The organism is Nocardioides terrigena, assembly GCF_003047265.1.
Taxonomy (GTDB): domain Bacteria; phylum Actinomycetota; class Actinomycetes; order Propionibacteriales; family Nocardioidaceae; genus Nocardioides; species Nocardioides terrigena.
The window spans coordinates 85,201-107,354 of record NZ_PZYY01000013.1 but is presented as its reverse complement, the minus strand read 5'-3'; the positions used below and the strand labels follow the sequence as shown (position 1 = coordinate 107,354).

Here is a 22,154-nt window from a genome sequence, read left to right as displayed (position 1 = left end):
CTGCGGGCGGCCCATTCAACGGTCAGGGATCACACCGTGTCCCGGTCGGTGGTTCGGACCGCCCGCTGACCTGCTGCCAACCTAAATGTCGGTGGGGCCTGTCACGGTGCGCTTCATGACACGCATCGACTGTGACACCTGTGTGGTCCGCGGCCTGGCCTGCCACGACTGTGTGGTGACCGTGCTGCTCGGACCTCCCCCCGAGCTCACCCTCGACGACGACGAGCGCGCGGCGCTCGCCGTGCTCGCCCAGGGCGGGCTCGTCCCGCCGCTCCGTCTCGTCGAGCCGGTAGCGGGGCCGGTGGTCGAGTCCGCCTGACCGCCGTGGTCGACCTCACACGCAAGACACGTTTCAACTCTGTGGACCAGGGATTGGCCGGTGCCCATCGCCCGGTCTACAGTGTCCGCTGGTGTGCGTGGCAATGGGCCACACGGGTCCATGCGCAGACCGCGTCTAATCCACACGCCACCGGTGCGAGCCGGGGTGCCAGGAGCCGGGGAACCACTTCCCACCTGGGGTGAATCGGCCTCGAGAGCAGCCACCGCTGTGGAGGGGTCGTAGGGCATGTCGTTGCCCGAACCCGTCAGCTCACCCGGTAGACGTGACGACAGCGAAGGACCCCCCGCCTCGTGACGTACGACCGCAAGCGACTCGGCAGCGCCCTGCTCGGAATCACGGCCATCGCCGCCATCGGCTTCGTCCCCGCCTCTCCCGCTCAGGCCGAGCCGGAAATTGCGGACGTCAAGGAGCGCGTCGAACGCCTCTACCACGAGGCCGAGCAGGCGCAGGAGCGTTACAACGACGCCAAGCTCGACCTGACCGAGCTGCGCCGCGAGCTCGGCTCCCTCCGCGCCGACGAGCGCCGCCAGGACGCCCGCCTCGAGGCCGTCCGCGCGCAGGTCACCGACTCCGTCCGCCGCCAGTTCGAGGGCGAGAGTATCTCCACCGTCGGCCAGGTCGTCGTCTCCGATGACCCGGCTGCCTTCCTCGGCCAGATGTCGACCATGTCGTCGTTCAGCCAGCTCCAGGACTCCCTCTTCACCGACTACTCGACCGAGGTCGAGGCTCTCACTCTGCGTGAGGAGGCCACCGCGGACCGCGCTTCCGACATCGCCGCCACCACCGCGCAGCTCGCCGAGGAGAAGGACGCCGTCGAGTCCAAGCTCGACGAGGCCAAGGAGCTCCTCGCCACCCTCGAGGAGGAGGAGCGCGAGCGACTCCTGGCCACCTCGAACGAGACCACGTCGCGCTCGACCAGCGCGACCCGGATGCCAGCTTCCGTCCCCGCCTCGGGTCGTGCTGCCGCCGCCGTCAGCTACGCCATGGCCCAGGTGGGCGACGCCTACGTCTACGGCGCCACCGGCGACAGCGCCTTCGACTGCTCCGGCCTCACCATGCGCGCCTGGGGAGCCGCCGGTGTCGGCCTCCCGCACTCGTCGAGCGCGCAGTACGGCTCGGGCGCGCACATCGCCGCCAGCGCCCTGCAGCCAGGCGACCTCGTCTTCTACTACAGCCCGATCAGCCACGTCGGCATGTACATCGGCAACGGCATGATCGTGCACGCCGCCAACCCGAGCACCGGCGTCCAGGTCACGGGTCTCTACTCGATGCCGTACGTCGGCGCGGTCCGCCCTGGCTGATCGCCCGACCCCGAGGACCGGTCGCCCACGCAGGTGGGTGGCCGGTCTTTCGTTGTTCACGGGGCTGGTGGTCCTCGCCGCCCTCCTCGTATGGATGCGCGACGACACGCACCGGGTCACGCCCGGCAGCATCACCGCAGCCGGCCCTCGTCCGGGCCCCGCGGCCTCGACCCTCCATCTCCTCGAGGAGGCGGTCGAGTCGCACGACCCCGACGCAGCGCGCGGCCTGGCTCCCGCGGGCGACGCCGCGGCCGCCAGCTTGATGGGCTCGGTCGCCGACAACGCCGGGGCGCTCGACGTCGTCGACTTCTCGGCGCGCTACGTCGACGAGACCGGCGCCGGCGCCGATGACGGCTCGTGGACGGCGCAGGTGGTCCTGACCTGGGGCTTCGAGGGGTTCGATCGCGAGCCCGCGTCCGCGGAGGTCGCGGTGACTTTCGTGCCGGACGGGGACGCGGTGGCGATCCGCCGCTTCGGCGGCGTCGGTGACGGTGTCGAGCCGCTCTGGCTCCAGGGTCCGCTTGAGGTACGCCGCTCCCGCCAGGCGCTGGTGATGGTCGCTGCGTCGCGGCCTGGTGCCGGGCGTGAGGCGGCGACGTACGCCCGGCGAGTTGCCCGCGGTGCCCGGGTGGTGCGGCGTGTGCTGACGGACTGGAAGCCGTCGGCCGTCATCGAGGTCCCGGCGTCGGCCTCGGCCCTGGACGCCACCCTGGACGCCGCCGAGGGCACGTACGCCGGCATCGCCGCCGTGACCACGACTGTCGACGGGTCGGGGAGCGCCGACGCTCCTGTCCACGTCTTCGTCAACCCGGACGTGACGCGCGGCCTCCGCGGTGCCGGTGCCCAGGTCGTGATGAGCCACGAGCTCGTGCACGTGGCCACGGATGCCGCGACGAGTGCCGTGGACCTGTGGCTGCTGGAGGGGTTTGCCGACTACGTCGCGTTGCGCGACGTACCGCTTCCGCTGTCCACGACCGCCGCACGGGCGATCGACCGGGTGCGTCGTGATGGTCCACCCCGTCAGCTGCCCGGACCGGCGCAGTTCGACACCCTGGCCACGGACCTCGAGGCAGCCTACGAGCTGGCCTGGCTGGCCTGTGCGACCCTCGCCGACGAGGTCGGGGAGCGGGCCCTGCTGGACGTCTACACCCGCGCCTCCGACGGCACTCCCGTCGAAGCGGCGCTGCGTCGCAGCGGCACCACCGTCGAGGTCCTCGTCGGCCAGTGGCGGGACCGGTTGGCATCGCTTTCGTCGTGAACCGGGTCGCGATGTAGCGCACGCCAGTGCTGCCGTCGATCGCGGACCCATCCCACCGGTGTGGTCACGGTGGTGGTAGTCGTGGTGATGGTGGTGGGGAGCGACCCCGACGATGCTGGAACGGGCGATACTGGCGCGGCGCTGACGTGGCCTGCGGCCGACACCGGGGGCCGGCGCTACAGCGAGGTCAGGACCGGGCCGAAGAGGGCAGCGATCTGGGCGCCGAACAGAGCCACGCTGCCCGAGATGACAACGGTGATCATCGTGCACATGAGCGCGTACTCGACGGACGTTGCTCCGTCCTCGACATCGTGTGGTCCCATGGCGACCTCCTTGATCGTGCGGTGGGGGGATGCAGAGGCCGGCGCCGCGAATCCGCGGCGCCGGCCTCGAGGCGCGTCAGCTCAGAGGCTGGAGGTGACCGTGCCGAAGAGGGTGTTGAGGCCGCCGCCGAGGGCCTGGACCGTGCCGATGATGGCGACGGCGATGAGCGCGACCATCAGGCCGTACTCGACGGCGGTGGCGCCCTTCTCGTCGTCGCGACGAGCGTTGAGCATGAGGGAGAGGAACTGGATCATGGTGATACCCCTGTTTCGTGAAGGATGGGTCCGAATGTGTCCGAGCCCCATGTGGACCCGTCAAGAAGAATCATGGTCTGCTGGCGACGCCTGCGGATCGGGTGATCGGCCGTACGTCGCTAGTCCCATGTGACTAGTGCTCCACCACCCTCCGGAACGGGCGGATGACCCGCTGGGGCGGCTCTCCCGGAACCCCCGCGGAAGGGCCCGGGGAATGGTAAAGGCGCCCGTCTCCCTTGGGGGATCGGGGCGCCATCGGCGAGCCGGCTCGGGCCGTCAGAACCGTTGTGGGGACAGGTGGTCGAGGAGTCCCATGCGCATCGCTGTCACGAGGGCCTGGGCCCGGTTGGCCGCCCCTAGCTTCTGGTAGATGTGGGTGATGTGCGTCTTGGCCGTCGACTCGCTCAGATAGAGGCGACCGGCGATCTCGCCGGTTCCGAGGCCGTCGGCGAGGAGCGCCAGCACCTCCTCCTCCCGGCCGGAGAGCCTGGGGGTGACGGGTGCGGAGGCACGTCGCATCATGGCCGCGCTCAGTCCCGAGCAGAGGAAGGTACGCGGTGCGACAGCGGCATGCTTTGCCGCGCTGATGACCTCGGCAGCCCGGCTGTCCTTGCCCACGAAGCCCGACGCACCGGCCTCCATGGCCGCGAAGATCTGGTCATCGCCGGCATGCATGGTGAGGACAACGACGCCGGTCGTGTCGCTCACCTCGCGCACGGATCGGACTATCTCGAGGCCGTGCCCGTCGGGCAGCTGCAGATCGGTCACGACCACGTCGGGACGGAGATCCGCGTACGCCTGTCGTGCCTCGGCCACGTTGCCGGCCTGGCCGATCACGGTCATGTCCTGGTCGCGCTCGAAAGCGCGCGCCAGGCCTTGGCGGATCAGCTCATGGTCATCGACGAGCAGGACTGTGGTGCTCATGTGAGCGGTTCCCTTCGGGGGCGGTGGGCTGTCGGGTCTGGAGGCAGACGACGGTGCCACCGTCATGCCGGGACAAGATACGCAGGTCGGCACCGATGGTGGCCGCTCGCTCGCGCATGGTCTGGAGCCCCCAGTGGCGGTCCTTGGGCGTGGCGTTGCCCACCCCGTCGTCCTCCACCTCGAGGCGTACGCACGACCCGTCGGACACCAAGGTGACCCAGAGGTTCGATGCACGGGCGTGCCGACGGACGTTGCCGATGGCCTCCTGGGCGATCCGGAGGAGCTCCATCTCGGTGCGGGAAGGCAGCGCCGGCCCGGACTCGTCGAGGAGCAGGTGGACCCGCAGGTCGGTCCCGTGGCTCACCTCACGGACGTACTCGGCCAGTGCGCCGGAGAGGCGGTGCTCGGCGATCTGGTGGCGGAGGTCGAAGATGGAGAAGCGCAGCTCGGTCACCACCCTGCTGATCTCCTCGCGCAACGAAGCGGCCAGCTGTTGTGTCTCGGGCTGGTCGGAGGCGGCCTCGATCTCGTCGACGATGTAGCCGAGCGCGACGATCTCTTGGGCCACCCCGTCGTGCATCTCGCGGGCAATCCGGTTGCGCTCCTCCGCGGTCGCCATGAGGCGCACGTCGTCGAACAGCACGGCGGTGTCGAGGCGGAGCACGAAGTCGGTAGCTACGGCTTGTGCACGAGCTTTCAGCTCGTCGGTCCATGCGGCATCGCGGGCCAGGACGACCGAGCCGAGACGCTGCCCGCCACCATGGAGCCAGACGGTTTCCACCATCGGGTCGGACGCAGAGGAATCGCTCGGAGGAGGGGGGGTCTGCGCGCCGTACGACGACAACAAGTCTGGATCGGAGCGCCTCCCGTGGATGAAGACGGCGGACCTGATCGCTCCGGTCTCGGCCCGCAGCGTCGTCTCCAACTCGGCGGCGAGCTGCACGCTGTCCAGGCCGACGCTGCCGCGGCTCGCGAGATTGTGCAGCTGGGACAGGAGCTGGTTGGCGGCGGCGTACGGAGCATTTCGTGCCTCGACGTCGCGCATCGAGCGGGACTGCCAGCTCGCCAGCAGTCCCACGCCCATACCGACCACAACCCACGGTGCTGACTCGGCCACACGGTCGGGAGCGACCCCGGTATCGGCGACCAGCGCGAGGGTGGCGAGAGTCGTGACCCCTGAGACGAAGCCGGCATTGATCGTGGTGACCCAGCCGTGCCGTACGCCCGCCACGATCGGGGGGACCGCGAGGTAGACGAGCAGGCTGGGCTGGAGCGGGGCGCTAGCCAGCAGCACGGCGACCAGGAACGCCTCGCCGATCGGGATCCAAGGACGGCTGTGGGCGGGAGCGTTCCACTCCAATGCCGTCGAGACGGCTCCGATCACCACCAGGGCAACGAGGAGCGGGGCGGCCTCGGTCGCCGACTCCTCGCCCAACAAGGTGCCGACGATCAGCGCGAGCGCAAATGCGCGCGCTGCGGTCGTCACCCTCCACGGCCCGAGTGAGGGGGACGTGACGTACTCGTGAGGTTGCTGGAGCGCCCGAGCCCGCATGGTCACAGGTTGGCGAAGGTGTCGGCGATCTGAATACCGGCGGGCCCAAGGATCACGATGAAGAGGCACGGCAGGATGAAGAGGACCAGGGGGATCATGATCCGCACCGGAACCTGCTGGGCCTTCTCCTCTGCGCGTTGCCGGCGCTTTGTGCGCATCTCTTGACTCTGGATGCGCAGCACGCGACCGATCGGGATGCCTAGGCTGTCGGCCTGCACCATCGCGAGGCAGAACGACTTGAGGTCGGCCAGCGAGGACCGTTCGGCCATGGCCCTCATGGCCTGGGTGCGGCCCACCCCGATCTGCATCTCCTGCAGCAGTCGGGCGAACTCCTGCGACAGTGGTCCGGTCGTGTTGCGGGCCACTCGGGCCACGGCTGCGTCGAAGCCCAGGCCGGCCTCGACGGACACGGTGAGCAGGTCGATGGCATCCGGCAGGGAGTTGCGCATCAAGGTCTCGCGCTTCTGGCCCGCGTTGAACAGCAGGATGTTCGGGAGCACGTAGCCGAAGGCAGCCGCGGCCACGGTGCCCAAGACGACGCGATAGAAGGGCCAGTCGGTTCCTGAGATGTAGAGGAAGCCGACGACGGTGAAGGTACCGAGCCCGAGCACCTTGAGGCCGATGATCCGGTTGACATCCCACGCGGGGGGGTTGCCGGCGATGTCCAGCCGGTGCTGGAGCTTCTCAGCGGTGTCGGCGCGGACCAGGCGGACACCGGTCTTGACGAGGCGGTCGCCCAGAGGGCCTAGGACCCGCTCGGCGAAGGGTTTGTTCAGCTCGGCCGTGAGGACGTCGGGCGCCGAGTCGAGGGCCTGGATGGATGCGACGGACCGTGCCACTCCCCGGCGCTCGCTCGTCGCGACCCCGATGGTCGCCAACGAGAGCGTCAGTGCGAGGAAGACGAGGCCGGCGCCGAGGAGGAGGATCATGGTGCTGGACATGCTCAGACCTCAACCTTCGCTAGGCGTGACATCGCGAATGCGCCGACGCTCAGGAACACGAAAGCCACGGCGAGCAGAATCATCCCCACGGTGGTTGTGTAGAGCACTTCCAGGTAGGCACGGTTGGCAAAGTACATGTACAAGCCGATCAAGGGCGGCAGACCCGTCAGGATGTAGCCGGAGAGCCGGCCTTCGGCGCTGAGGGCCTTCACCTGGCGACGCAGGTACTCCCGCTCTCGGAGGGTCTCGGCCACCGTGTGCAGGATCTCGGCCAGGTTGCCTCCGACCTCGCGCTGGATGCGGATGGCCATGACGACCCAGCCGAAGTCCTCGCTGTCCATCCGCTCGCCGACTCCCTCGAGAGCGTCGGAGATGTCGATGCCGAGCCGCTGCTCGACCAAGGCCCGCCGCAGCTCGCCGGCCATCGGCTCGTGACCCTCACGGACCACGCTGTCGACGGCCTGGGGCAGCGACAACCCCGCCTGGAGACCGCCGGCCATCAACCCGAGGGTCTGAGCGAGCTGGGCGTTGAAGCGGCTGAGACGGCGGCGGTGCCGCCACTTGAGGTAGACCCACGGGATCACAAGGCCCAGCACGAGCCCGAGCACTGTCATTGGGGGGCCACCCATGATGAACCCCACCGCTGCGCCGCCAACCACCAGACCCGCGTGCAGCAGCACCCATTCCGATGCGGTGAGTGCGGACCCGGCCCCCGCCAGGCGCTGGGAGATCCGCGTCTCGAGATCGGCGTTTACGACCTTGGAGGTCATCGCCACCGCCGACTCCTTGAGGTCGGTGGGGCCGTTCCCCGAGGAACGACGGCGTCGGGGCTGCGCACCGTCCTTGCCCCCCTCGAAGTAGGCGTCGAGACGACGTTCGGCGTGGGACCGACCCGGGCTGAGGACGATCGTCAGCAGAACGAGCATGCCGAAGAACAGCGCGACGGCGCCGAGCAGCATCACCGGTCGACTGACGAGTGCCTTGCCCGGCTCGATAACCTCGGGTACCGAAAATCTTGAGTCCGCGAGGGTCACGAAGGCCGAGTCGACGTACGTCGACCCGGCGGCGTCGGCGCTGACAGTGATCGTGGCCTCCCCGTCGACGTCGGTGGGGGAGTCGAACGTCAGCAACATCTGCTCCGCTAGGGCATCTGCCTGGGCCGTGAAGACCGAGCCGAGGGCCGCCGGGTCGGCTGGGATGACGGAGCCGCCGGTGTCGTCGGCGAGCTCCGACAGCGCCCGGCCCTTCGCGGCCGTGCCGATGGACACCACGTCGACGACCACCCCGGTCTCGCGTGCGTCGTTGATCGCCACTTCGAGGGTCGCGTCGCTACCGGTGTCGGCGCCGTCGGAGAGGACCAGCAAGGACCGCGATCCCTCGCTGCCCGCCATCTCGATCCCTGCACGGATCGCGTCGTACACGCTGGTGCCCTGGCTCAGGGAGACTTGGCCGAGCGCCTCGGCCACCGAGGCGTGATCGAGGGTGGGTTCGATGGAATTGACCACCTCGCCGGCGAAGGTCACCAGGCCGATCGTCACGTCCTCAGGCGCGGCGTCGAGGTAGGCGCCGACGGCGCCTCTGGCGGAGTCGAACTTGCCGCCCTGAGCCATGCTGTTGCTGGCGTCGAGGACGAGCACCGTCGACCGCGAGATGTCACCGTCGGCGACAGTCTTGGCCTGTGACTCGACCTGGCGCCCGTCCACCTCGACCACGACGCTCGACTGGTCAACGGTGCCGTTGGGGACACCGTCTACCGACAGCACCATGGAGACGGTGCCGTCGGCGGTCTCGACGTGGTCGATGGTGATCTCGTCCTCGGCGTGGGCCGGCGCGGCGTACAGCATCGAGCCGAGGGCGGCGGCGAGGAGGAGCGGAGCGGCGAGGCGCCGCGCCCGCGACATCACAGCCCGCCCCCTGTGGCGAAGACGGACGGGTCGACGTGGACGCCGTGGTCGGTCAGGCGCTCAAGGAAGCGCGGTCGCAGGCCCATGGACTTGAGGCCGCCCTTGAACTTGCCGTTCTCGTCCACGCCGGCGGCGTAGTCGAAGAGGAAGACGTCCTGGGTGGTGATGATGTCACCCTCCATGCCCACGATCTCCGTGATGGCGGTGATCCGGCGGGTGCCGTCCTTGAGACGGGTCTGCTGGATGATGAGGTCGACCGCGCTGGCCACCTGCTCACGAATCGCGCGGACCGGCAGGTCCATGCCCGCCATCAGCACCATGGTCTCGAGACGAGACAGTGCGTCGCGTGGGGTGTTGGCGTGGAGCGTCGAGATGGACCCGTCGTGACCGGTGTTCATGGCCTGGAGCATGTCGAGCGCGGCGGCGTCACGGATCTCACCCACGACGACTCGGTCGGGGCGCATGCGAAGCGAGTTCTTGACGAGGTCGCGGATGGTGACGGCGCCCTTGCCCTCGATGTTGGCCGGGCGCGACTCGAGCCGGAGCACGTGGTCCTGGTGGAGCCGGAGCTCGGCCGCGTCCTCGATGGTGACGATCCGCTCGTCCTCGGGGATGAACGACGACAACACGTTGAGGGTGGTGGTCTTCCCCGCACCCGTACCGCCGGACACCAGGATGTTGAGGCGTCCGCGCACGCAGCCCTCGAGCAGGTTGGCAGAAGGCCGGGTGAGGGAGCCGAAGTTGATGAGGTCCTCGACGGTGTAGGGGTCCTCGGAGAATTTACGGATGGTCAGCTTGGAGCCGTCCAGGGCCAGCGGCGGGATGATGGCGTTGACCCGGCTGCCGTCCGGAAGACGGGCGTCGCACATGGGGCTCGTCTCGTCGACGCGTCGACCGATCTTGCTGACGATCTTGTCGATCGTGCGCCGCAGGTGCGCCTCGTCGTTGAATGCTGCCTCGGTCTTGACCAGCTTGCCGCTGCGCTCGATGTAGATGCTGTTGAATGCGTTGACCATGACCTCGGACAGGTCCGGGTCACGCAGCAGGGGCTCGATGGGTCCGTAGCCCAGGATGTCGTCAGCGATCTCCTGGGAGACGCGGGCGCGATCGGCGCTAGACATGGGCTGGTCGGTCTCGGCCAGCGCTGTCTGCAGCGCGAAGTGCACCTGCTGTTCGAGCTCGGACTGCGTCATGTGGGCGTCGTACAACTTGGGGCCCAGCGTCTCGACGAGGCGGGCGTGCACGATGCGCTTGACGTCCCCGAACGGGTCCCGTCCGGCGGCGCGCTTCCCGGCCTCGGCCGACGTGCGAGCGGCGAGGGACGTGCCCGTCGGTGCGGGAACCCCCGCAGCCTGCTTCGGGTCCGGCGCCGCAGGCGAGCCGGGTGATGCGGTGGGGGCGTCGAGCGTGAGGTTCTGCGAGCGCGAGCGCTGGGCGGCCGCCAACCTGTCCGTGAGACTCATGTCATGCCTTCCTCAAACGACGACGGGCGCCCTTCTTGACCGACACGGCGTCGGAGCTAGCGAACGTCCTGGCGAACTCAACGATGGCCTTGCTGTTCGCGTGGTTTGGGTATGCCTTCACCAGGGCCTCGCCACGGTTTACCGCCGCCAGAACCTCACGGCTAGAGACGAGGGTCGCGTCGGCCTTCAGCCCGAGGGTGGACTCGAACTCGCCCACGGTCAGACCAACCTTGCCGTCGGCGCGGTTGAGGACAAACTTCCAGCTGTCCCGACCGAAGTTGAGCAAGTCGAGGGTGCCGGTCGCCAGCTTGAGGGCCTTGAGCGCCGGGATGTCGAGCGTGCCGACCAGCACGATGGAGTCGGTGCGGTCGAGCGCGGTGAGTGCGTTGTCGTCGAACACGCCGGAGGTGTCCACGACGATGAAGTCGAACATGCTCTTGAGCACGTCGATCATGGCGCCGACGTCTGTGGCGGCCGCATGGTCCGGCGAGTCCAGCCGTACCGGCGCGGCGACGAGCGAGAGTCGGTCGGACGCCTTGGTCAGGATCGACGCCAGCGCCTCGGGGTCGAACTGGCCACCGAAGGCCACCAGGTCGTTGATCGTGCGGGTCGGCGTCAGTTGGAGCATGATCGCGACGTCACCACTGTTGACGTCGAGGTCGACCAGGCACACCTGGTGTCCCAGGTCGCTGAGGCTCACGCCGAGGTTGGTCGCCACCAGGCTTTTGCCCACACCGCCCTTGGTCGAGAAGACGGTGATGACCTTGCCCTGCGGGGCGTCCGCGGCGGCCTGGGCCGCGGCCTGCGCGGCCGTGGCTTCGGCGATGGCTGCGTCCGCGGCTGCTCGTGCGTCTTCTTCGAGCGCCTGGGAGATCTCCTTGGCGACGCTGCGGGCCCGGTGGACCGCCGTCGTGAGACCGGCGAGGTCGCGTGCCTCGACAACCTCGCGCATGCCGCTGCGAAGCGCTGCGGTGAGGGTCTCACTGTCCACGCCATGACGAAGCAAGATCACGCCTAGGTCGGGGCGGGAGATGCGTGCGTGACGGGCGAAGTCCATCGCATCGTTGACGGCCACGGATGGCCCCAGCACCACCGCGAACTCGTGCGGGCTCGCGTCCAGATGCGCCTTCAGCTCGGCCATGCTGGTCGTGGCCGTGGAGCCGTGCAGCATCGCGTTCATGATGCCGAGCTGCGCGACATCCGGCTCGAGGATGGTGGTCACGGGACGTTCCGGAAGGTCTCGGGGAAGATGTCACCGGGGGTGGCGCCCGGGCCGTCCTCGGTCTTCGTCTCGTCGGTCAGCAGGGCGAAGGTCAGGTCTGCGCCGCGGTCGGCCTGGATGAGTCTCTCGGCCTCGTCCTGGGTCACGGCCAGGGTCAGGATGGTCTGGGCGACCTCTGCGGTCTCCTCTCCCTCCTCGGTCTTGGTCGTCCGTGACGTCACGCTGGTGGTGCCGACACCAATCACCGGAGCTCGGGTCAGGACGATCCTGGTGACGCTCCCGAGCTTGATCTCCTTCCCGTCTGGGGTGAGTCGCACGGGGGAGAGCGCAGTGGCGAAGACTGCGATCTCCGAGCCGGGGTTGACGAAGCCGGCAACGCGCTCGAAGTCGGTCAACTCGACCGAGACCGCCATCTTGTCGTCCGGGATGATGAGGTTCTCCGCGGCGCCGAGGTTGCCGAACTTCTTGGCCAGGACCTGCTCGCCGGGATAGATCGTGTTGACGGCAACCAAGTCCGTGATCGAGCTCGTCGAAGTGAGAGCGCCCTCGACGAGGTCTTCGCGGCGGACCTCCGACTTCTCGAACTTGCCCGCCTCCTGGGCGGCAGCGACCTCCTCGCCCGGATCGATGGTGTCCGTGGCGGTGAGCACCTCGACGAGCTCCTGGCCAGCTGTGGCCCGGGAGTCGATGCCCTGCACGTAGAGCACGATCAGGGAGGTGCCGACCAGGGCAACGAGGACGGCGACGATGAGGAGGACAGAACGACGGGCCATGAGGCGATCCTTCGCAGAGCAGTGACCGGGGGTTCTGGGGGATTGCTCAGGTAGTGGTGCCCTGTGGGAGAGGTCCCAGATCCCTTCCCAGTGCGCGAATCTAGGTACGGCACGAGGGACTCGTGGGCTAAACCGAACAAACGGCCCAGAGGTGGCCCGGACGCCACCCGATATGACTACACCACGCCCGTCATTCCTAGTCCGTTTGGGGGATTTCGTCGCGGGGCCGTTTTGCGGCGTTTCGACGAGGCCTCAGCTGAGGTAGAGGGCCTCGACGTCCTCGCGGAACTCGCGCATCACGACGTTGCGCTTGAGCTTGAGGCTGGGCGTCAGGTGCCCGCCTTCCTCGGTCCACTCCTCTTGAAGGATCGTGAACTTGCGGATTGCCTCCGCCCGGGAGACCGCCTTGTTGGCGTCCTCGACGGCTGCCTCGATGGCGGCGTTGAGTTCGGGGTCGTCGAGGAGCCGCTCGAGGTCGCCGGACTTGCCGTGGGTCTCGGCCCAGGCGGGGAAGGACTCGCGGTCGATGGTGACGAGCGCCGCGATGAAGGGCTGCCCGTCGCCGACGACCATGCACTGGTCGATGAGTGCGTGGGACCGCAGTCGGTCCTCCAGCACGGCGGGGGCGACGTTCTTGCCGCCCGCGGTCACCAGGATCTCCTTCTTGCGGCCCGTGATGCGGACGAAGCCCTCGTCGTCGACCTCGCCGACGTCGCCGGTGTGGAACCAGCCCTCGCGGGTGAGCGCCTCGTGGGTCGCGTCCTCGTTGCGCCAGTAGCCGGCGAAGACCTGGCCGCCGCGGAAGAGCAGCTCGCCGTCGTCGGCCACACGTACGGACGTGCCGGGGATGGGACGACCCACGGTGCCGATCTTTTGGGCCTCAGGCAGGTTGACCGTGACAGCGGCGGTGGTCTCGGTGAGTCCGTAGCCCTCGAGCACCGTCACCCCGATACCGCGGTAGAAATGACCAAGGCGGTCGCCGAGCGGGGCGCCCCCGGACACGGCGTACCGGCAGTTGCCACCCAAGGCTGTGCGGAGCTTGCCGTAGACGAGCCGGTCGAAGACGGCGTGCTGCGCCTTGACGCGCATCGGCACGCGTCCGCCGTCCTGGGCACGGGACCACGCGATGGCGGTCTCGGCGGCCCGGTCGAAGATCTTGCCCCGCCCGTCAGCGGTGGCGCGCTGAGAGGCGCTGTTGAAGACCTTCTCGAAGACACGGGGGACGGCCAGGATGAACGTCGGCTTGAAGACCTCGAGGTCGCCGAGGAGGTTCTTGATGTCGGCGCTGTGGCCGAGGCGGACCCGCTTCTTGACCGCGCCGACCTGGATGATGCGGGCGAAGACGTGGGCCAGCGGCAGGAAGAGCAGCGTCGAGGCGCCCTCGCCGTCGAAGAGGGGGTGCAGCTCGTCGGTCGCGACGCCGAGCTCGAACATGAAGTTGCCGTGGGTCAGCATGCAGCCCTTGGGCCGTCCGGTGGTCCCGCTTGTGTAGATCAGCGTGGCCAGGTCGAGGGGAGTGGCCGTCGTACGACGCGCCTCGAGTGCCTCGTCCGCGATGTCCTGTCCGAGGCGCGTCAGGACGCCGACTGCGTTGTCGTTGATCGACCAGACGTGGTTGAGGTCGTCTCCGGCGCCCGACTGTCGCGCCTCGTTGACGCGGGCGAGGTGCTCCTTGCCCTCCGCGACGACAGCCTTGGCACCCGAGTCGGCGAGGATCCAGCCGATCTGCTCGGTCGAGGAGGTCTCGTAGACGGGGACCGTGGCCGCGCCGGCGAACCAGATGGCGTAGTCGAGAAGGGTCCACTCGTAGCGGGTCTTGGAGATCAGCGCGACCCGGTCGCCGGGCTCGATGCCGGCGGCCATGAGGCCCTTGGCGACGGCGCTGACCGCGGTGAGGAACCCGGCCGCCGTGACGTCGGTCCACTCGCCGTCGACCTTGCGGCTGAAGACCACGGCGTCGGCGGCCTCTCGGGCATTCGTTACGACATCGTCGGTGAGGTTGCCCGTGGCGGGAATCTCGATGGTCAGGGGCGTGGAGAACTCACGCACGGGGAACCTCCTAGCTGCGGCCGAGTGCCGGCACGAGCATAGGGGTGTGGCTCTTGTAGTCGGCGTACCCGGGCAGCTCGCGCGACAACAGCTCCTCCTCCCGCCGCGCGCGCACCACCTGGAAGGTGATGAGGGCCGCCATGACGACCCAGGGACCGGGGCCCGTCGAGGCAAGGCACAATCCCAACACGTTGACGAGCTCGGCGGCGTAGAGCGGGTGGCGCACGCGTGCATAGGGACCGTGGCTGACCACTGCGCGGGCCTGGGGAACGACGCTGATGTTGGTTCCGAGCGAACCGAGTGCCCAGAGCATGGCAAGAAGTCCAAGCCCGAGCACCACGGCAGCTACCAGCGCGAGAGGACCGCCCTCGCGTGGGCCCTGCGAGACGAGCGGGATAGCGAACGGGGCGCACGTACCCAGCAGGGCGACCAGCCAGGAGCTCCAGCGCCTGTCGGTCCGGGAGCTGGGCACCCGCCGGAGGTAGGCGGCGATGAGCAGGAGGTAGAAGACCAGCGCGAGTCCGGTGTTGACCACCATGAACGCGTGGCTGAAGGGCTCCCCGCTCGCGAGGCGCAGGACGTTCAGGGTCAGCAGGAGTGTGAAAGCCGTGACCGCAACCACCCGTCCCACGTCGATGCGCCGACTGTCCTGAGGCGCCGGGTCGTGGTCCATTGTCGGTCTCCTCGTTGCGGGGTTTGGCTCGCGACGAAGGGTAGTGGCGCCGTTGGAGCGTCGGAGGCGTTTCTGCGGACTTCGCCGTCGGGTAGGTTGCCCTCATGGCCGAGCAGACCACATCGTCGATCGTCATCGATGCCGCACCGGCGGCCATCATGGCCGTCATCGCCGACTTCGACTCCTACCCCTCGTGGGCCAAGGGTGTGAAGACCGCGCGCGTGGTGGAGCCCGACCCGCTCGGCGGCGCCCGGGCCGAACAGGTCTACTTCGAGCTCGACGTCTCGCCCATCAAGGACGAGTACACGCTCGCCTACGACTGGGACGGTGACCGTGAGGTCACATGGACCCTCGTCGAGGGGAAGATGCTCAAGGCGCTCGACGGCGCCTACGAGCTGAGGGACCTCGGCAACGGCTCGACCGAGGTGGCCTACCGCCTCGCCCTCGATGTGTCGATCCCGCTGATCGGCATGCTCAAGCGCAAGGGCGAGAAGATCCTCATCGACACCGCCCTCAAGGGGCTGAAGAAGCGCGTCGAGACGCGCTGAGCGCGCCTCGACCCCCACCTACCACGGTGCGCATTCTCCTCTTCACCGGCAAGGGTGGCGTCGGCAAGTCGACCGTCGCGGCCGGTACGGCGGCCCTCGCCGCCGCTTCCGGCCTGCGGACACTGGTGCTGTCCACCGACGCAGCCCACACGTTGGCGGATGCGTTCGGCGTGGAGGTGGGCGCCGAGCCGACGCCGGTCGCCGACGACCTGTTCGTCCAGCAGGTCGACGCCCAGCTGCGCTTCGAGCAGTCATGGGCCGAGATCCAGGGCTACCTCCTCAGCGTGCTCGACGTCGCGGGGGTGGACCGGGTCGCTGCCGAGGAGCTGGCCGTCCTGCCCGGCGCCGAGGAGGTCCTCGCCCTCCTCGAGCTCCGGGTGCACGCACTGTCGGGGGAGTGGGACGTCATCGTCGTCGACTGCGCACCCACCGCCGAGACGCTGCGGCTGCTCGCGTTGCCCGAGGCCCTCGGCTGGTACATGGAGCGCGTCTTCCCGGTGGAGCGACGCATCGTCAAGGCCCTCCGCCCTGTCCTGAGCCGGGCCGCAGGCGTGCCGATGCCGCACGACACCGTCTTCGACGCGATGCAGCGCCTGCACGACGAGCTCGACGAGGTGCACGCCCTGCTCACCGGGCCGGAGGCGAGCGTCCGGGTGGTCCTCACCCCGGAGTCCGTGGTCCTGGCGGAGGCCAGGCGGTCGCTGACCTCGCTGTCCCTCTTCGGCTACCGGGTGGACGGAGTCGTGGTCAACCGCATCTTTCCGAGCGCCGAGGCGGACGAGTGGCGTGCCGGGTGGGTCCGCTCCCAACAGACCGTGCTGGCTGAGGTTGTGGAGTCCTTCGCAGGAATTCCCCTGTGGCGCTCGGTCTACCGCGGTGGCGAACCGGTGGGCGTCGACGCCCTGCGGTCGCTGGCCGGCGAGGTGTACGCCGGCACCGACCCGCTCGCCGTACCGGCTGGCAGGTGGCCGTTCACGGTGAGCCGCACGCCGGCCGGGCCGACGCTCGGGCTGTCGCTGCCGCACGTGACCAGCGCCGACGTCGACCTCGCCCGCCACGGCGACGAGCTCGTCGTGACGGTGGGGTCGTATCGTCGCCTCCTGACCCTTCCGCCGGGGCTGGCCCGTCACCGGGTGGCCGGGGCTCGCGTGCAGGACGGGGTGCTGCAGGTGAGGTTCGGAGAGGAGACGGCGTGACGCGGCAGGACGGCGAACCCGCAGGCGACGATGCTCCCGAGGTGGGGACCCTCGCCGAGGAGACGGCCAAGCTCCTCGGTGCGCTCTCGGGCTGGGCGCGTGAGCACGGTGCCGATGTGGGTCACGGGGCCGGCGGAATGGCGGACCACCTCGTGGAGCAGGTCAGCACGGCCGCCCACCAGGTCGACGAGCACCTCGCGACGGGGTCCCCCGAGTGCACCGTCTGCCCGATCTGCCGAACGGTGCACGTCGTCCGCCAGCTGAGCCCCGAGGTCAAGGCGCACCTCGCCGTGGCAGCCTCGTCGCTGGTGCAGGCCGCGGCCGGCGTGCTGGCCACGGTGGTGCCCGACCCCGAGGGCGGTGCCGACGGCGACCCGCGCCATCCGGAACCGCGCGGCCGCGGACGGCGTACCGAACCAGTGGAGAAGATCGTCCTCGACGAGGACTGGCCCGAGGAGGACTCGTGAGCACCAGCGGACTGGCCTGCGGCATCGACGTGGGTGGTACCAAGATCGCCGGAGGCGTGGTCGACGCCGAGGGTCGGATCGTCGAGGAGCTCAAGGTCGAGTCGCCGGCAGAGGACGTCGACGCCATCGAGAAGGTCATCGCCGGGCTCGTGAACGAACTGAGCTCCCGCCACGACGTCACCTGCGTGGGCGTGGGTGCCGCGGGGTACGTCTCCAGCACCCGGTCGCACGTCTACTTCGCCCCCAACCTCGCGTGGCGCGACATCGACCTCAAGGCCGAGCTCGAGCAGCACATCGACCTCCCGGTGGTGATCGAGAACGACGCCAACGCCGCGGCGTGGGGCGAGTTCACCTTCGGAGCGGGCAAGCACGTCGACGACTTCCTGCTGGTCACCGTCGGCACCGGCGTCGGTGGCGGCATCGTCCTGGACGGCAAGCTGCACCGGGGAGCGTTCGGAGTGGCGGCCGAGATCGGCCACATGCGGGTCGTGCCCGGCGGAATGATGTGCGGCTGCGGCAACCGCGGCTGCCTCGAGTCCTACGGCTCAGGTACGGCGCTCGTGCGCGCGACCAGGGAGGCTGCTGACGGGCGCTCGCTGCTGGCGCGCGACCTGATCGACCGAGCCGGGGGAGACCCGGCCGCGATCAACGGCCCCCTGATCACCGCGGCTGCGAAGGACGGTGACCCCTTTGCTGTTGACCAGCTCTCCGACCTCGGGACCTGGCTGGGGGAGGGCATCGCGTCCCTCGCGGCCGTGCTGGACCCGGCGACCGTCGCCATCGGCGGCGGGGTCAGCGAGGCCGGCGACCTGTTGCTGGGCCCGATCCGGACGGCCTTCACCCGTCAGCTCACCGGACGGGGACACCGGCCGGTGGCGGACATCGTGCTGGCCGAGCTCGGCAACAAGGCGGGGCTCATCGGTGCGGCCGATCTCGCCCGCCGCTGAGAGGGCGCCCGGCCGGAGGTCAGCCGGTCAGCCGGGTGCGGCGCAGGCCCCCGTCGCACGAGACGTCGCCGAGCGCGCACTCCGACTGCTCGTTGGACCCGGACGTGCGGATCCTGATCGACTTGAACACGAAATAGTTGGCATCAGAGTTGTCACTCGTCGGGGAGAACGGGTTGCCGGTGCACTTGCCGGTGGAGGACCCGGCAGCCACGCCCCTCTTGAAGTGGTAGCCGCAGACGTTCGCGGCGAAGAGACTCGAAACGGGGAAGATCGCATTGGTGCCGTTGCCCGTGGCGGTGGATCCGCTGCACCGGGGCGGGGCGCAGAAGATGGGGAACACCACGTCCTCTTGCAGAGCCATCAGGTCGCTCCACGCTCCAGGCGTCTGCCCCTGGGAGATGTTGCCGGGGTTGCCGCTCATGCAAGTCTCCGAGTAAAGCGCGGCGGTCGGGCAGGCGTCGGTGAGGACGACCGTGAGCTGACCGGGTGTTGTCGCGTCTTCCTGACCTGGGATGACGGAGACCGGCTCCGGGCAGCCGTCCAGGATCTGGCTGAGCAGTCCGCTGGCCGATCCCTGACGTTCGCCGGGACAGTCGGTGAGCCACCAGTTGCCGGACACGCTCACGGGGCACGCCGACGGCGGGACGCGGCCGGCGCCGGGGAAGTGCACTCGGATGAAGTCACCCGAGCGGTCCGCATAGGCGGGATCGAGGAGCGTGGAGCAGATGGCCAGCGGGCGCATTCCCTCCTTGACGCCGGTGGCGACGTCGACCGTGGCCTCTGCCGCCTTCGTCGTCGTCACAACCGAGGCGCCGCCGAACACGGGGGCGAAGTTGGACTTCGTTGTTCCTCGATTGGCGAAGGTAACCAAGAGCACCTTCAGATTAGGGTCGCACTCAACCCTTAGCACTCCTACCTCGGCCCAACTCGGGTCGGGGTAGTTCTTCATGGCGATGGCCACGGCGGCATTATGAGCGGCGGTGCGAGCAGCGGTGCTGGAGGCGATTGTGTCGCACTTGCCCGGAATGCTGACAAGCGCCTGAGCCCCGGCCAGTGCTCCGGCGTCTGCTGCCTTTTGGAGATTGCGCGTGCTTACGTAGGCGGCGCCCAAGTCAACGGTGAAGGCCGACAGCCCAACAAGAAAGACACTCACCAACGCCACCAGCACCGCGGCCGCTCCGCCATCATCTTGTCGGAATCGCATCACTGGTACTCGCATTGAAACTCCGCCTGACTGGTCAGGGTGACCTTGTTGGGTACGACCGACCCCGGTAGCGGCCACGGAAACAGGAACCTGGTCTCGACTCGGGCTCGCACCACGAGGTTCTGACCGAAGGTGCTGCCCTCGCACGTCGCGATTGGGCCTGGATATGAGACGGCAGCAGCTCCTGCCAGCGACCGCGCCAGCGCCGTGTTGTCGAATCCAGTCGTGACCTCAGACGTTGTGTCCTTGCCGGTGTCTACGACCCCACCACGTGCTGCCTGACGCACCGCGTTATCCAACGCAAGTTGCTGAGCGAACGCGATGCCCAGATTTACCACTCCTGCGATGATCATCAGCAGCGGGATCACGATGAGCGCGAACTCCACGGCTGCAGCCCCGCGTTCACCACGCCTACGACGTGCGAGCAGTGTGCGCATGACGACCCCTCGATCACATCTCCGGCGGATATCAGCCTGAGACTAGGGAGCGCCGGGAGCACCCGGCAGCCTTGTGACCCGAAATGACCCGGGTGACCACCGCGCCTAGTCCTTTCGGGCCATGCGGCGGGCCCCGACGGTCTGGACAGCGCGTATACGACAGGATCGGTCCGTGACTTCCGCGATGGAGCCCGTCTGGGTCGGCGTCGACGTCGGCGGCACCAAGGTGCTGGCCGGGGTGGTCGACGAGCACGGACGCGTCGTACGCACCGCACGTCGGGCCACGCCCGGTCGGCGGGTCGACGCCGTGCGCGTCGAGGACGCCCTCGTGCAGGCCGTGCTGGAGGTGGCTGGCGGCTCACCGATCGCGGGAGTCGGCGTGGCCGCCGCCGGGTTCGTCGACGCGAGCGGCAGCCGGGTGATGTTCGCCCCGCACCTGCCCTGGCAGGGCGAGGACGTCCGGGACCGGCTGGCCGACCGCTGGGGCGTGCCGGTGACCCTCGACAACGACGCCAACGGCGCCGCCGTCGCCGAGTGGACGTACGGCGCGGCGCGAGGCGCGCGGTCGGCAGTCGTCGTCACCATGGGCACCGGCATCGGCGGCGGCATCATCATCGACGACCACCTCGTGCGGGGGGCCAACGGCATGGCGGGCGAGTTCGGGCACATGCAGGTGGTGCCCGGTGGGCAGCCGTGCGAGTGCGGGGGAAGAGGGTGCTGGGAGCAGTACTCCTCGGGCAACGCTCTCGTCCGCTTCGCCCGGGCCCGGATGGGCGAGCAGCCCTCCGTGCTCGAGGAGGCGACCGGCGGCAATCCTGACCTGGTGACCGGCCCGATGGTCACCGAGGCAGCCGAGGACGGCGACCTGGTGGCCCGGCAGGCCTTCGCCAGCGTCGGCGACTGGCTCGGCGTCGGGGTGGCCAACCTGGTGGCGGCCTTCGACCCCGAGGTGGTCGTCATCGGCGGCGGGGTGTCAGCCGCCGGTGACCGGCTGCTCGAGCCCGCCCGCACCGCGCTGGTGCGCTCCCTCGTGGGCGCGGCACACCGGCAGGTGCCGCCGCTGGTCGCGGCTCAGCTGGGCCCGCAGGCCGGCCTGGTGGGCGCTGCCGAGCTGGCCCGTCGGGCGTCTCAGGCGCGGCGGTAGTCCGGGACGAGCTCGACCGCGAGCTGCTCGAGGAAGAGCCCCACGTCGGTCACGATGCCCTTGGCGTGGCTCGACCCGCGGTCGGCGAGCTTGGTCACCGTGGCGGGGTTGATGTCGACGCACACCAGCGGGATCGACGCCGGCAGGATGTTGCCGGTCGCCACCGAGTGCAGCATGGTCGCCACCATCAGGCAGAAGCCGACATCGGTGAGCTCGGCGCGCATCGCGCGCTGGCCGACGATCACGTCGGTGTGCACGTCGGGCAGGGGACCGTCGTCGCGGACCGAGCCGACCAGCACGAACTTCTTCTCGTGCGTGACCATCGCGTGCATGATCCCGCCGGTGAGGACGCCGGAGTCGACGGCCGCCTTGATCGAGCCGGCCTTGCGGATCGTGTTGAGCGCGCGGATGTGGTGCTCGTGCCCGTGCTCGACGCCCTGGCCCTTGGCCAGGTCGACACCCAGGCTCGTGCCGTAGAGCGAGGACTCGATGTCGTGGGTGGCCAGCGCGTTGCCCGCGAAGAGCACGTCCACGAACCCGGCGTTGACCATCGCCACCATGGCGGGCGCGGCGCCCGTGTGCACGACGCCGGGACCACCGACCCACAGCACCTTCTTGCCCTCGGCCTTGGCCTCGCGCATGCCGTCGGCGACCTGGCGCACGAGCACGGCCTGCGGCTTCTCCGACGAGACGTCCGACTCCATGAAGCCGAAGGCGTCGCTCGACTTGTCGACCACGGGCGCACTGACTCGGATGCCCGAGGCGCCCGTGACGACCTGCATCCCGATCTTCACGTCGGACATCGGCAGGGTGAAGATCCGCTCGCCCTCGACGACGAGGCCGCAGTCCATCTCGGGGTTGTCCACGTCGTACCAACGTCCCTCGAGGCGGACCCGGGTGGGGAGGTTGGTGGTGGAGTAGAAGCCGTCGGGGAAGACCCCGTCCATGTCGGCCACGGCGATGCTGGCCTCACCTGGGTCGGTCTGGTTGACGGCGTGGGTCTGCAACCGCATCAGGAGCCGCTGCAGCGCGTCGTCGTCCTCGGCCATCACGGTGATGGTCGCGTGGCTGGTGTCGGTCTGCTCGTGACCGAGGTCGATGTCCTTGATGACCCAGTCGGCGCCGTACTGGCGGATGTCGTCGAGGACGCGCGACAGGATGCCGCTGTCCATCAGGTGGCCGGTGACTTCGACGTTCTCGCTCACACTCACGGGCCGACGATAGCGCCCGCGG

General features: G+C 69.1%; 22 protein-coding genes and 1 riboswitch. Of the genes, 8 read left to right on the top strand and 14 right to left on the bottom strand.

Annotated features, from left to right (window positions below):
- Positions 1-115: 115 nt before the first annotated feature.
- The 3 genes from DAE25_RS21395 to DAE25_RS21385 all read left to right on the top strand — a co-directional run bounded on the left by DAE25_RS21395 (position 116) and on the right by DAE25_RS21385 (position 2,899).
- Entirely contained in the window at positions 116-319 is a 204-nt protein-coding gene (locus DAE25_RS21395) for a hypothetical protein (RefSeq protein WP_199907713.1), read from the top strand.
- A gap of 132 nt (positions 320-451) precedes the next feature.
- A riboswitch (cyclic di-AMP (ydaO/yuaA leader) is annotated at positions 452-604 on the top strand.
- 26 nt (positions 605-630) lie between these two features.
- Entirely contained in the window at positions 631-1,641 is a 1,011-nt protein-coding gene (locus DAE25_RS21390) for a C40 family peptidase (protein WP_107768147.1), read from the top strand.
- A 94-nt stretch (positions 1,642-1,735) separates the two neighbouring features.
- On the top strand, positions 1,736-2,899 hold the full coding sequence (locus DAE25_RS21385; protein ID WP_159083887.1) for a hypothetical protein: 1,164 nt from the start codon (positions 1,736-1,738) through the stop codon (positions 2,897-2,899).
- Positions 2,900-3,075: 176 nt separating this feature from the next.
- Here the strand turns inward: DAE25_RS21385 and DAE25_RS21380 are convergent, their stop codons facing one another.
- From DAE25_RS21380 to DAE25_RS21330, 11 genes are all read right to left on the bottom strand, one after another.
- Positions 3,076-3,222: a Flp family type IVb pilin gene (locus tag DAE25_RS21380; RefSeq protein WP_107768143.1), complete on the bottom strand. Its 147-nt coding sequence runs from the start codon at positions 3,220-3,222 to the stop codon at positions 3,076-3,078.
- An 81-nt stretch (positions 3,223-3,303) separates the two neighbouring features.
- The gene (locus DAE25_RS21375) at positions 3,304-3,477 is read right to left on the bottom strand and encodes a Flp family type IVb pilin (RefSeq protein ID WP_199907712.1); all 174 of its coding nucleotides are present in this window, start codon (positions 3,475-3,477) and stop codon (positions 3,304-3,306) included.
- Between the two features lie 276 nt (positions 3,478-3,753).
- On the bottom strand, positions 3,754-4,401 hold the full coding sequence (locus DAE25_RS21370; protein WP_107768141.1) for a response regulator transcription factor: 648 nt from the start codon (positions 4,399-4,401) through the stop codon (positions 3,754-3,756).
- Positions 4,373-5,887 carry a histidine kinase gene (locus DAE25_RS21365; RefSeq protein ID WP_159083886.1) on the bottom strand — a complete coding sequence of 505 codons (1,515 nt, stop codon included), beginning with the start codon at positions 5,885-5,887 and terminating at the stop codon, positions 4,373-4,375. The genes DAE25_RS21370 and DAE25_RS21365 overlap by 29 nt, the downstream gene beginning before the upstream one ends.
- Positions 5,888-5,955: 68 nt before the next feature.
- The gene (locus DAE25_RS21360; protein ID WP_107768137.1) at positions 5,956-6,894 is read right to left on the bottom strand and encodes a type II secretion system F family protein; all 939 of its coding nucleotides are present in this window, start codon (positions 6,892-6,894) and stop codon (positions 5,956-5,958) included.
- Between the two features lie 2 nt (positions 6,895-6,896).
- Positions 6,897-8,795, bottom strand: a complete 1,899-nt coding sequence (locus DAE25_RS21355) for a type II secretion system F family protein (RefSeq protein WP_107768135.1) — start codon at positions 8,793-8,795, stop codon at positions 6,897-6,899.
- Positions 8,795-10,261 (bottom strand): CpaF family protein, encoded by a 1,467-nt coding sequence (locus DAE25_RS21350; RefSeq protein WP_107768133.1) that lies wholly within the window; start codon positions 10,259-10,261, stop codon positions 8,795-8,797. Before DAE25_RS21350 ends, DAE25_RS21355 begins: the two co-directional genes overlap by 1 nt.
- Position 10,262: 1 nt before the next feature.
- The gene (locus DAE25_RS21345; protein ID WP_107768131.1) at positions 10,263-11,483 is read right to left on the bottom strand and encodes an AAA family ATPase; all 1,221 of its coding nucleotides are present in this window, start codon (positions 11,481-11,483) and stop codon (positions 10,263-10,265) included.
- The gene (cpaB, locus tag DAE25_RS21340) at positions 11,480-12,256 is read right to left on the bottom strand and encodes a Flp pilus assembly protein CpaB (protein WP_107768129.1); all 777 of its coding nucleotides are present in this window, start codon (positions 12,254-12,256) and stop codon (positions 11,480-11,482) included. The genes DAE25_RS21345 and cpaB overlap by 4 nt, the downstream gene beginning before the upstream one ends.
- Positions 12,257-12,508: 252 nt before the next feature.
- The gene (locus tag DAE25_RS21335) at positions 12,509-14,305 is read right to left on the bottom strand and encodes an AMP-dependent synthetase/ligase (protein WP_107768127.1); all 1,797 of its coding nucleotides are present in this window, start codon (positions 14,303-14,305) and stop codon (positions 12,509-12,511) included.
- Between the two features lie 10 nt (positions 14,306-14,315).
- Entirely contained in the window at positions 14,316-14,978 is a 663-nt protein-coding gene (locus DAE25_RS21330) for a methyltransferase family protein (protein ID WP_107768125.1), read from the bottom strand.
- A gap of 104 nt (positions 14,979-15,082) precedes the next feature.
- On the opposite strand from DAE25_RS21330, the gene DAE25_RS21325 reads away from it, so the two are divergent.
- From DAE25_RS21325 to DAE25_RS21310, 4 genes are read left to right on the top strand one after another with little or no spacing between them, the layout of a single operon-like run.
- Complete coding sequence (locus DAE25_RS21325; RefSeq protein WP_107768123.1) at positions 15,083-15,526, top strand: SRPBCC family protein; 444 nt, start codon at positions 15,083-15,085, stop codon at positions 15,524-15,526.
- A gap of 26 nt (positions 15,527-15,552) precedes the next feature.
- Entirely contained in the window at positions 15,553-16,722 is a 1,170-nt protein-coding gene (locus DAE25_RS21320; protein ID WP_107768119.1) for an ArsA family ATPase, read from the top strand.
- Positions 16,719-17,189: a hypothetical protein gene (locus DAE25_RS23320; protein WP_159083884.1), complete on the top strand. Its 471-nt coding sequence runs from the start codon at positions 16,719-16,721 to the stop codon at positions 17,187-17,189. The genes DAE25_RS21320 and DAE25_RS23320 overlap by 4 nt, the downstream gene beginning before the upstream one ends.
- Complete coding sequence (locus DAE25_RS21310; protein ID WP_234411190.1) at positions 17,186-18,136, top strand: ROK family glucokinase; 951 nt, start codon at positions 17,186-17,188, stop codon at positions 18,134-18,136. Before DAE25_RS23320 ends, DAE25_RS21310 begins: the two co-directional genes overlap by 4 nt.
- Positions 18,137-18,155: 19 nt before the next feature.
- Here DAE25_RS21310 and DAE25_RS21305 read toward each other — a convergent pair whose 3' ends face one another.
- Positions 18,156-19,340 (bottom strand): TadE/TadG family type IV pilus assembly protein, encoded by a 1,185-nt coding sequence (locus DAE25_RS21305; RefSeq protein WP_234411193.1) that lies wholly within the window; start codon positions 19,338-19,340, stop codon positions 18,156-18,158.
- Positions 19,340-19,726: a TadE/TadG family type IV pilus assembly protein gene (locus DAE25_RS21300; RefSeq protein WP_159083882.1), complete on the bottom strand. Its 387-nt coding sequence runs from the start codon at positions 19,724-19,726 to the stop codon at positions 19,340-19,342. The genes DAE25_RS21305 and DAE25_RS21300 overlap by 1 nt, the downstream gene beginning before the upstream one ends.
- Before the next feature lie 223 nt (positions 19,727-19,949).
- Between DAE25_RS21300 and DAE25_RS21295 the strand changes: the two genes are divergently transcribed.
- Positions 19,950-20,921, top strand: coding sequence for an ROK family protein (locus DAE25_RS21295; protein ID WP_234411189.1), 972 nt, complete (start codon positions 19,950-19,952; stop codon positions 20,919-20,921).
- Here DAE25_RS21295 and DAE25_RS21290 read toward each other — a convergent pair.
- A complete protein-coding gene (locus DAE25_RS21290; RefSeq protein WP_107768114.1) occupies positions 20,906-22,132 on the bottom strand; it encodes an ornithine cyclodeaminase, nickel-pincer nucleotide-dependent in 1,227 nt (408 codons plus the stop codon). The two genes, DAE25_RS21295 and DAE25_RS21290, sit on opposite strands and share 16 nt — an antisense overlap.
- Between the last annotated feature and the right edge of the window lie 22 nt (positions 22,133-22,154).

Bases quoted from the DNA above. Each gene is read 5' to 3' on its own strand.
- DAE25_RS21395 (WP_199907713.1), top strand. From the start codon at position 116: ATGACACGCATCGACTGTGACACCTGTGTGGTCCGCGGCCTGGCCTGC.
- DAE25_RS21385 (WP_159083887.1), top strand. From the start codon at position 1,736: ATGCGCGACGACACGCACCGGGTCACGCCCGGCAGCATCACCGCAGCC.
- DAE25_RS21380 (WP_107768143.1), bottom strand. From the start codon at position 3,222: ATGGGACCACACGATGTCGAGGACGGAGCAACGTCCGTCGAGTACGCG.
- DAE25_RS21375 (WP_199907712.1), bottom strand. From the start codon at position 3,477: ATGATCCAGTTCCTCTCCCTCATGCTCAACGCTCGTCGCGACGACGAG.
- DAE25_RS21370 (WP_107768141.1), bottom strand. From the start codon at position 4,401: ATGAGCACCACAGTCCTGCTCGTCGATGACCATGAGCTGATCCGCCAA.
- DAE25_RS21360 (WP_107768137.1), bottom strand. From the start codon at position 6,894: ATGTCCAGCACCATGATCCTCCTCCTCGGCGCCGGCCTCGTCTTCCTC.
- DAE25_RS21355 (WP_107768135.1), bottom strand. From the start codon at position 8,795: ATGTCGCGGGCGCGGCGCCTCGCCGCTCCGCTCCTCCTCGCCGCCGCC.
- DAE25_RS21350 (WP_107768133.1), bottom strand. From the start codon at position 10,261: ATGAGTCTCACGGACAGGTTGGCGGCCGCCCAGCGCTCGCGCTCGCAG.
- cpaB (WP_107768129.1), bottom strand. From the start codon at position 12,256: ATGGCCCGTCGTTCTGTCCTCCTCATCGTCGCCGTCCTCGTTGCCCTG.
- DAE25_RS21330 (WP_107768125.1), bottom strand. From the start codon at position 14,978: ATGGACCACGACCCGGCGCCTCAGGACAGTCGGCGCATCGACGTGGGA.
- DAE25_RS21325 (WP_107768123.1), top strand. From the start codon at position 15,083: ATGGCCGAGCAGACCACATCGTCGATCGTCATCGATGCCGCACCGGCG.
- DAE25_RS21305 (WP_234411193.1), bottom strand. From the start codon at position 19,340: ATGCGATTCCGACAAGATGATGGCGGAGCGGCCGCGGTGCTGGTGGCG.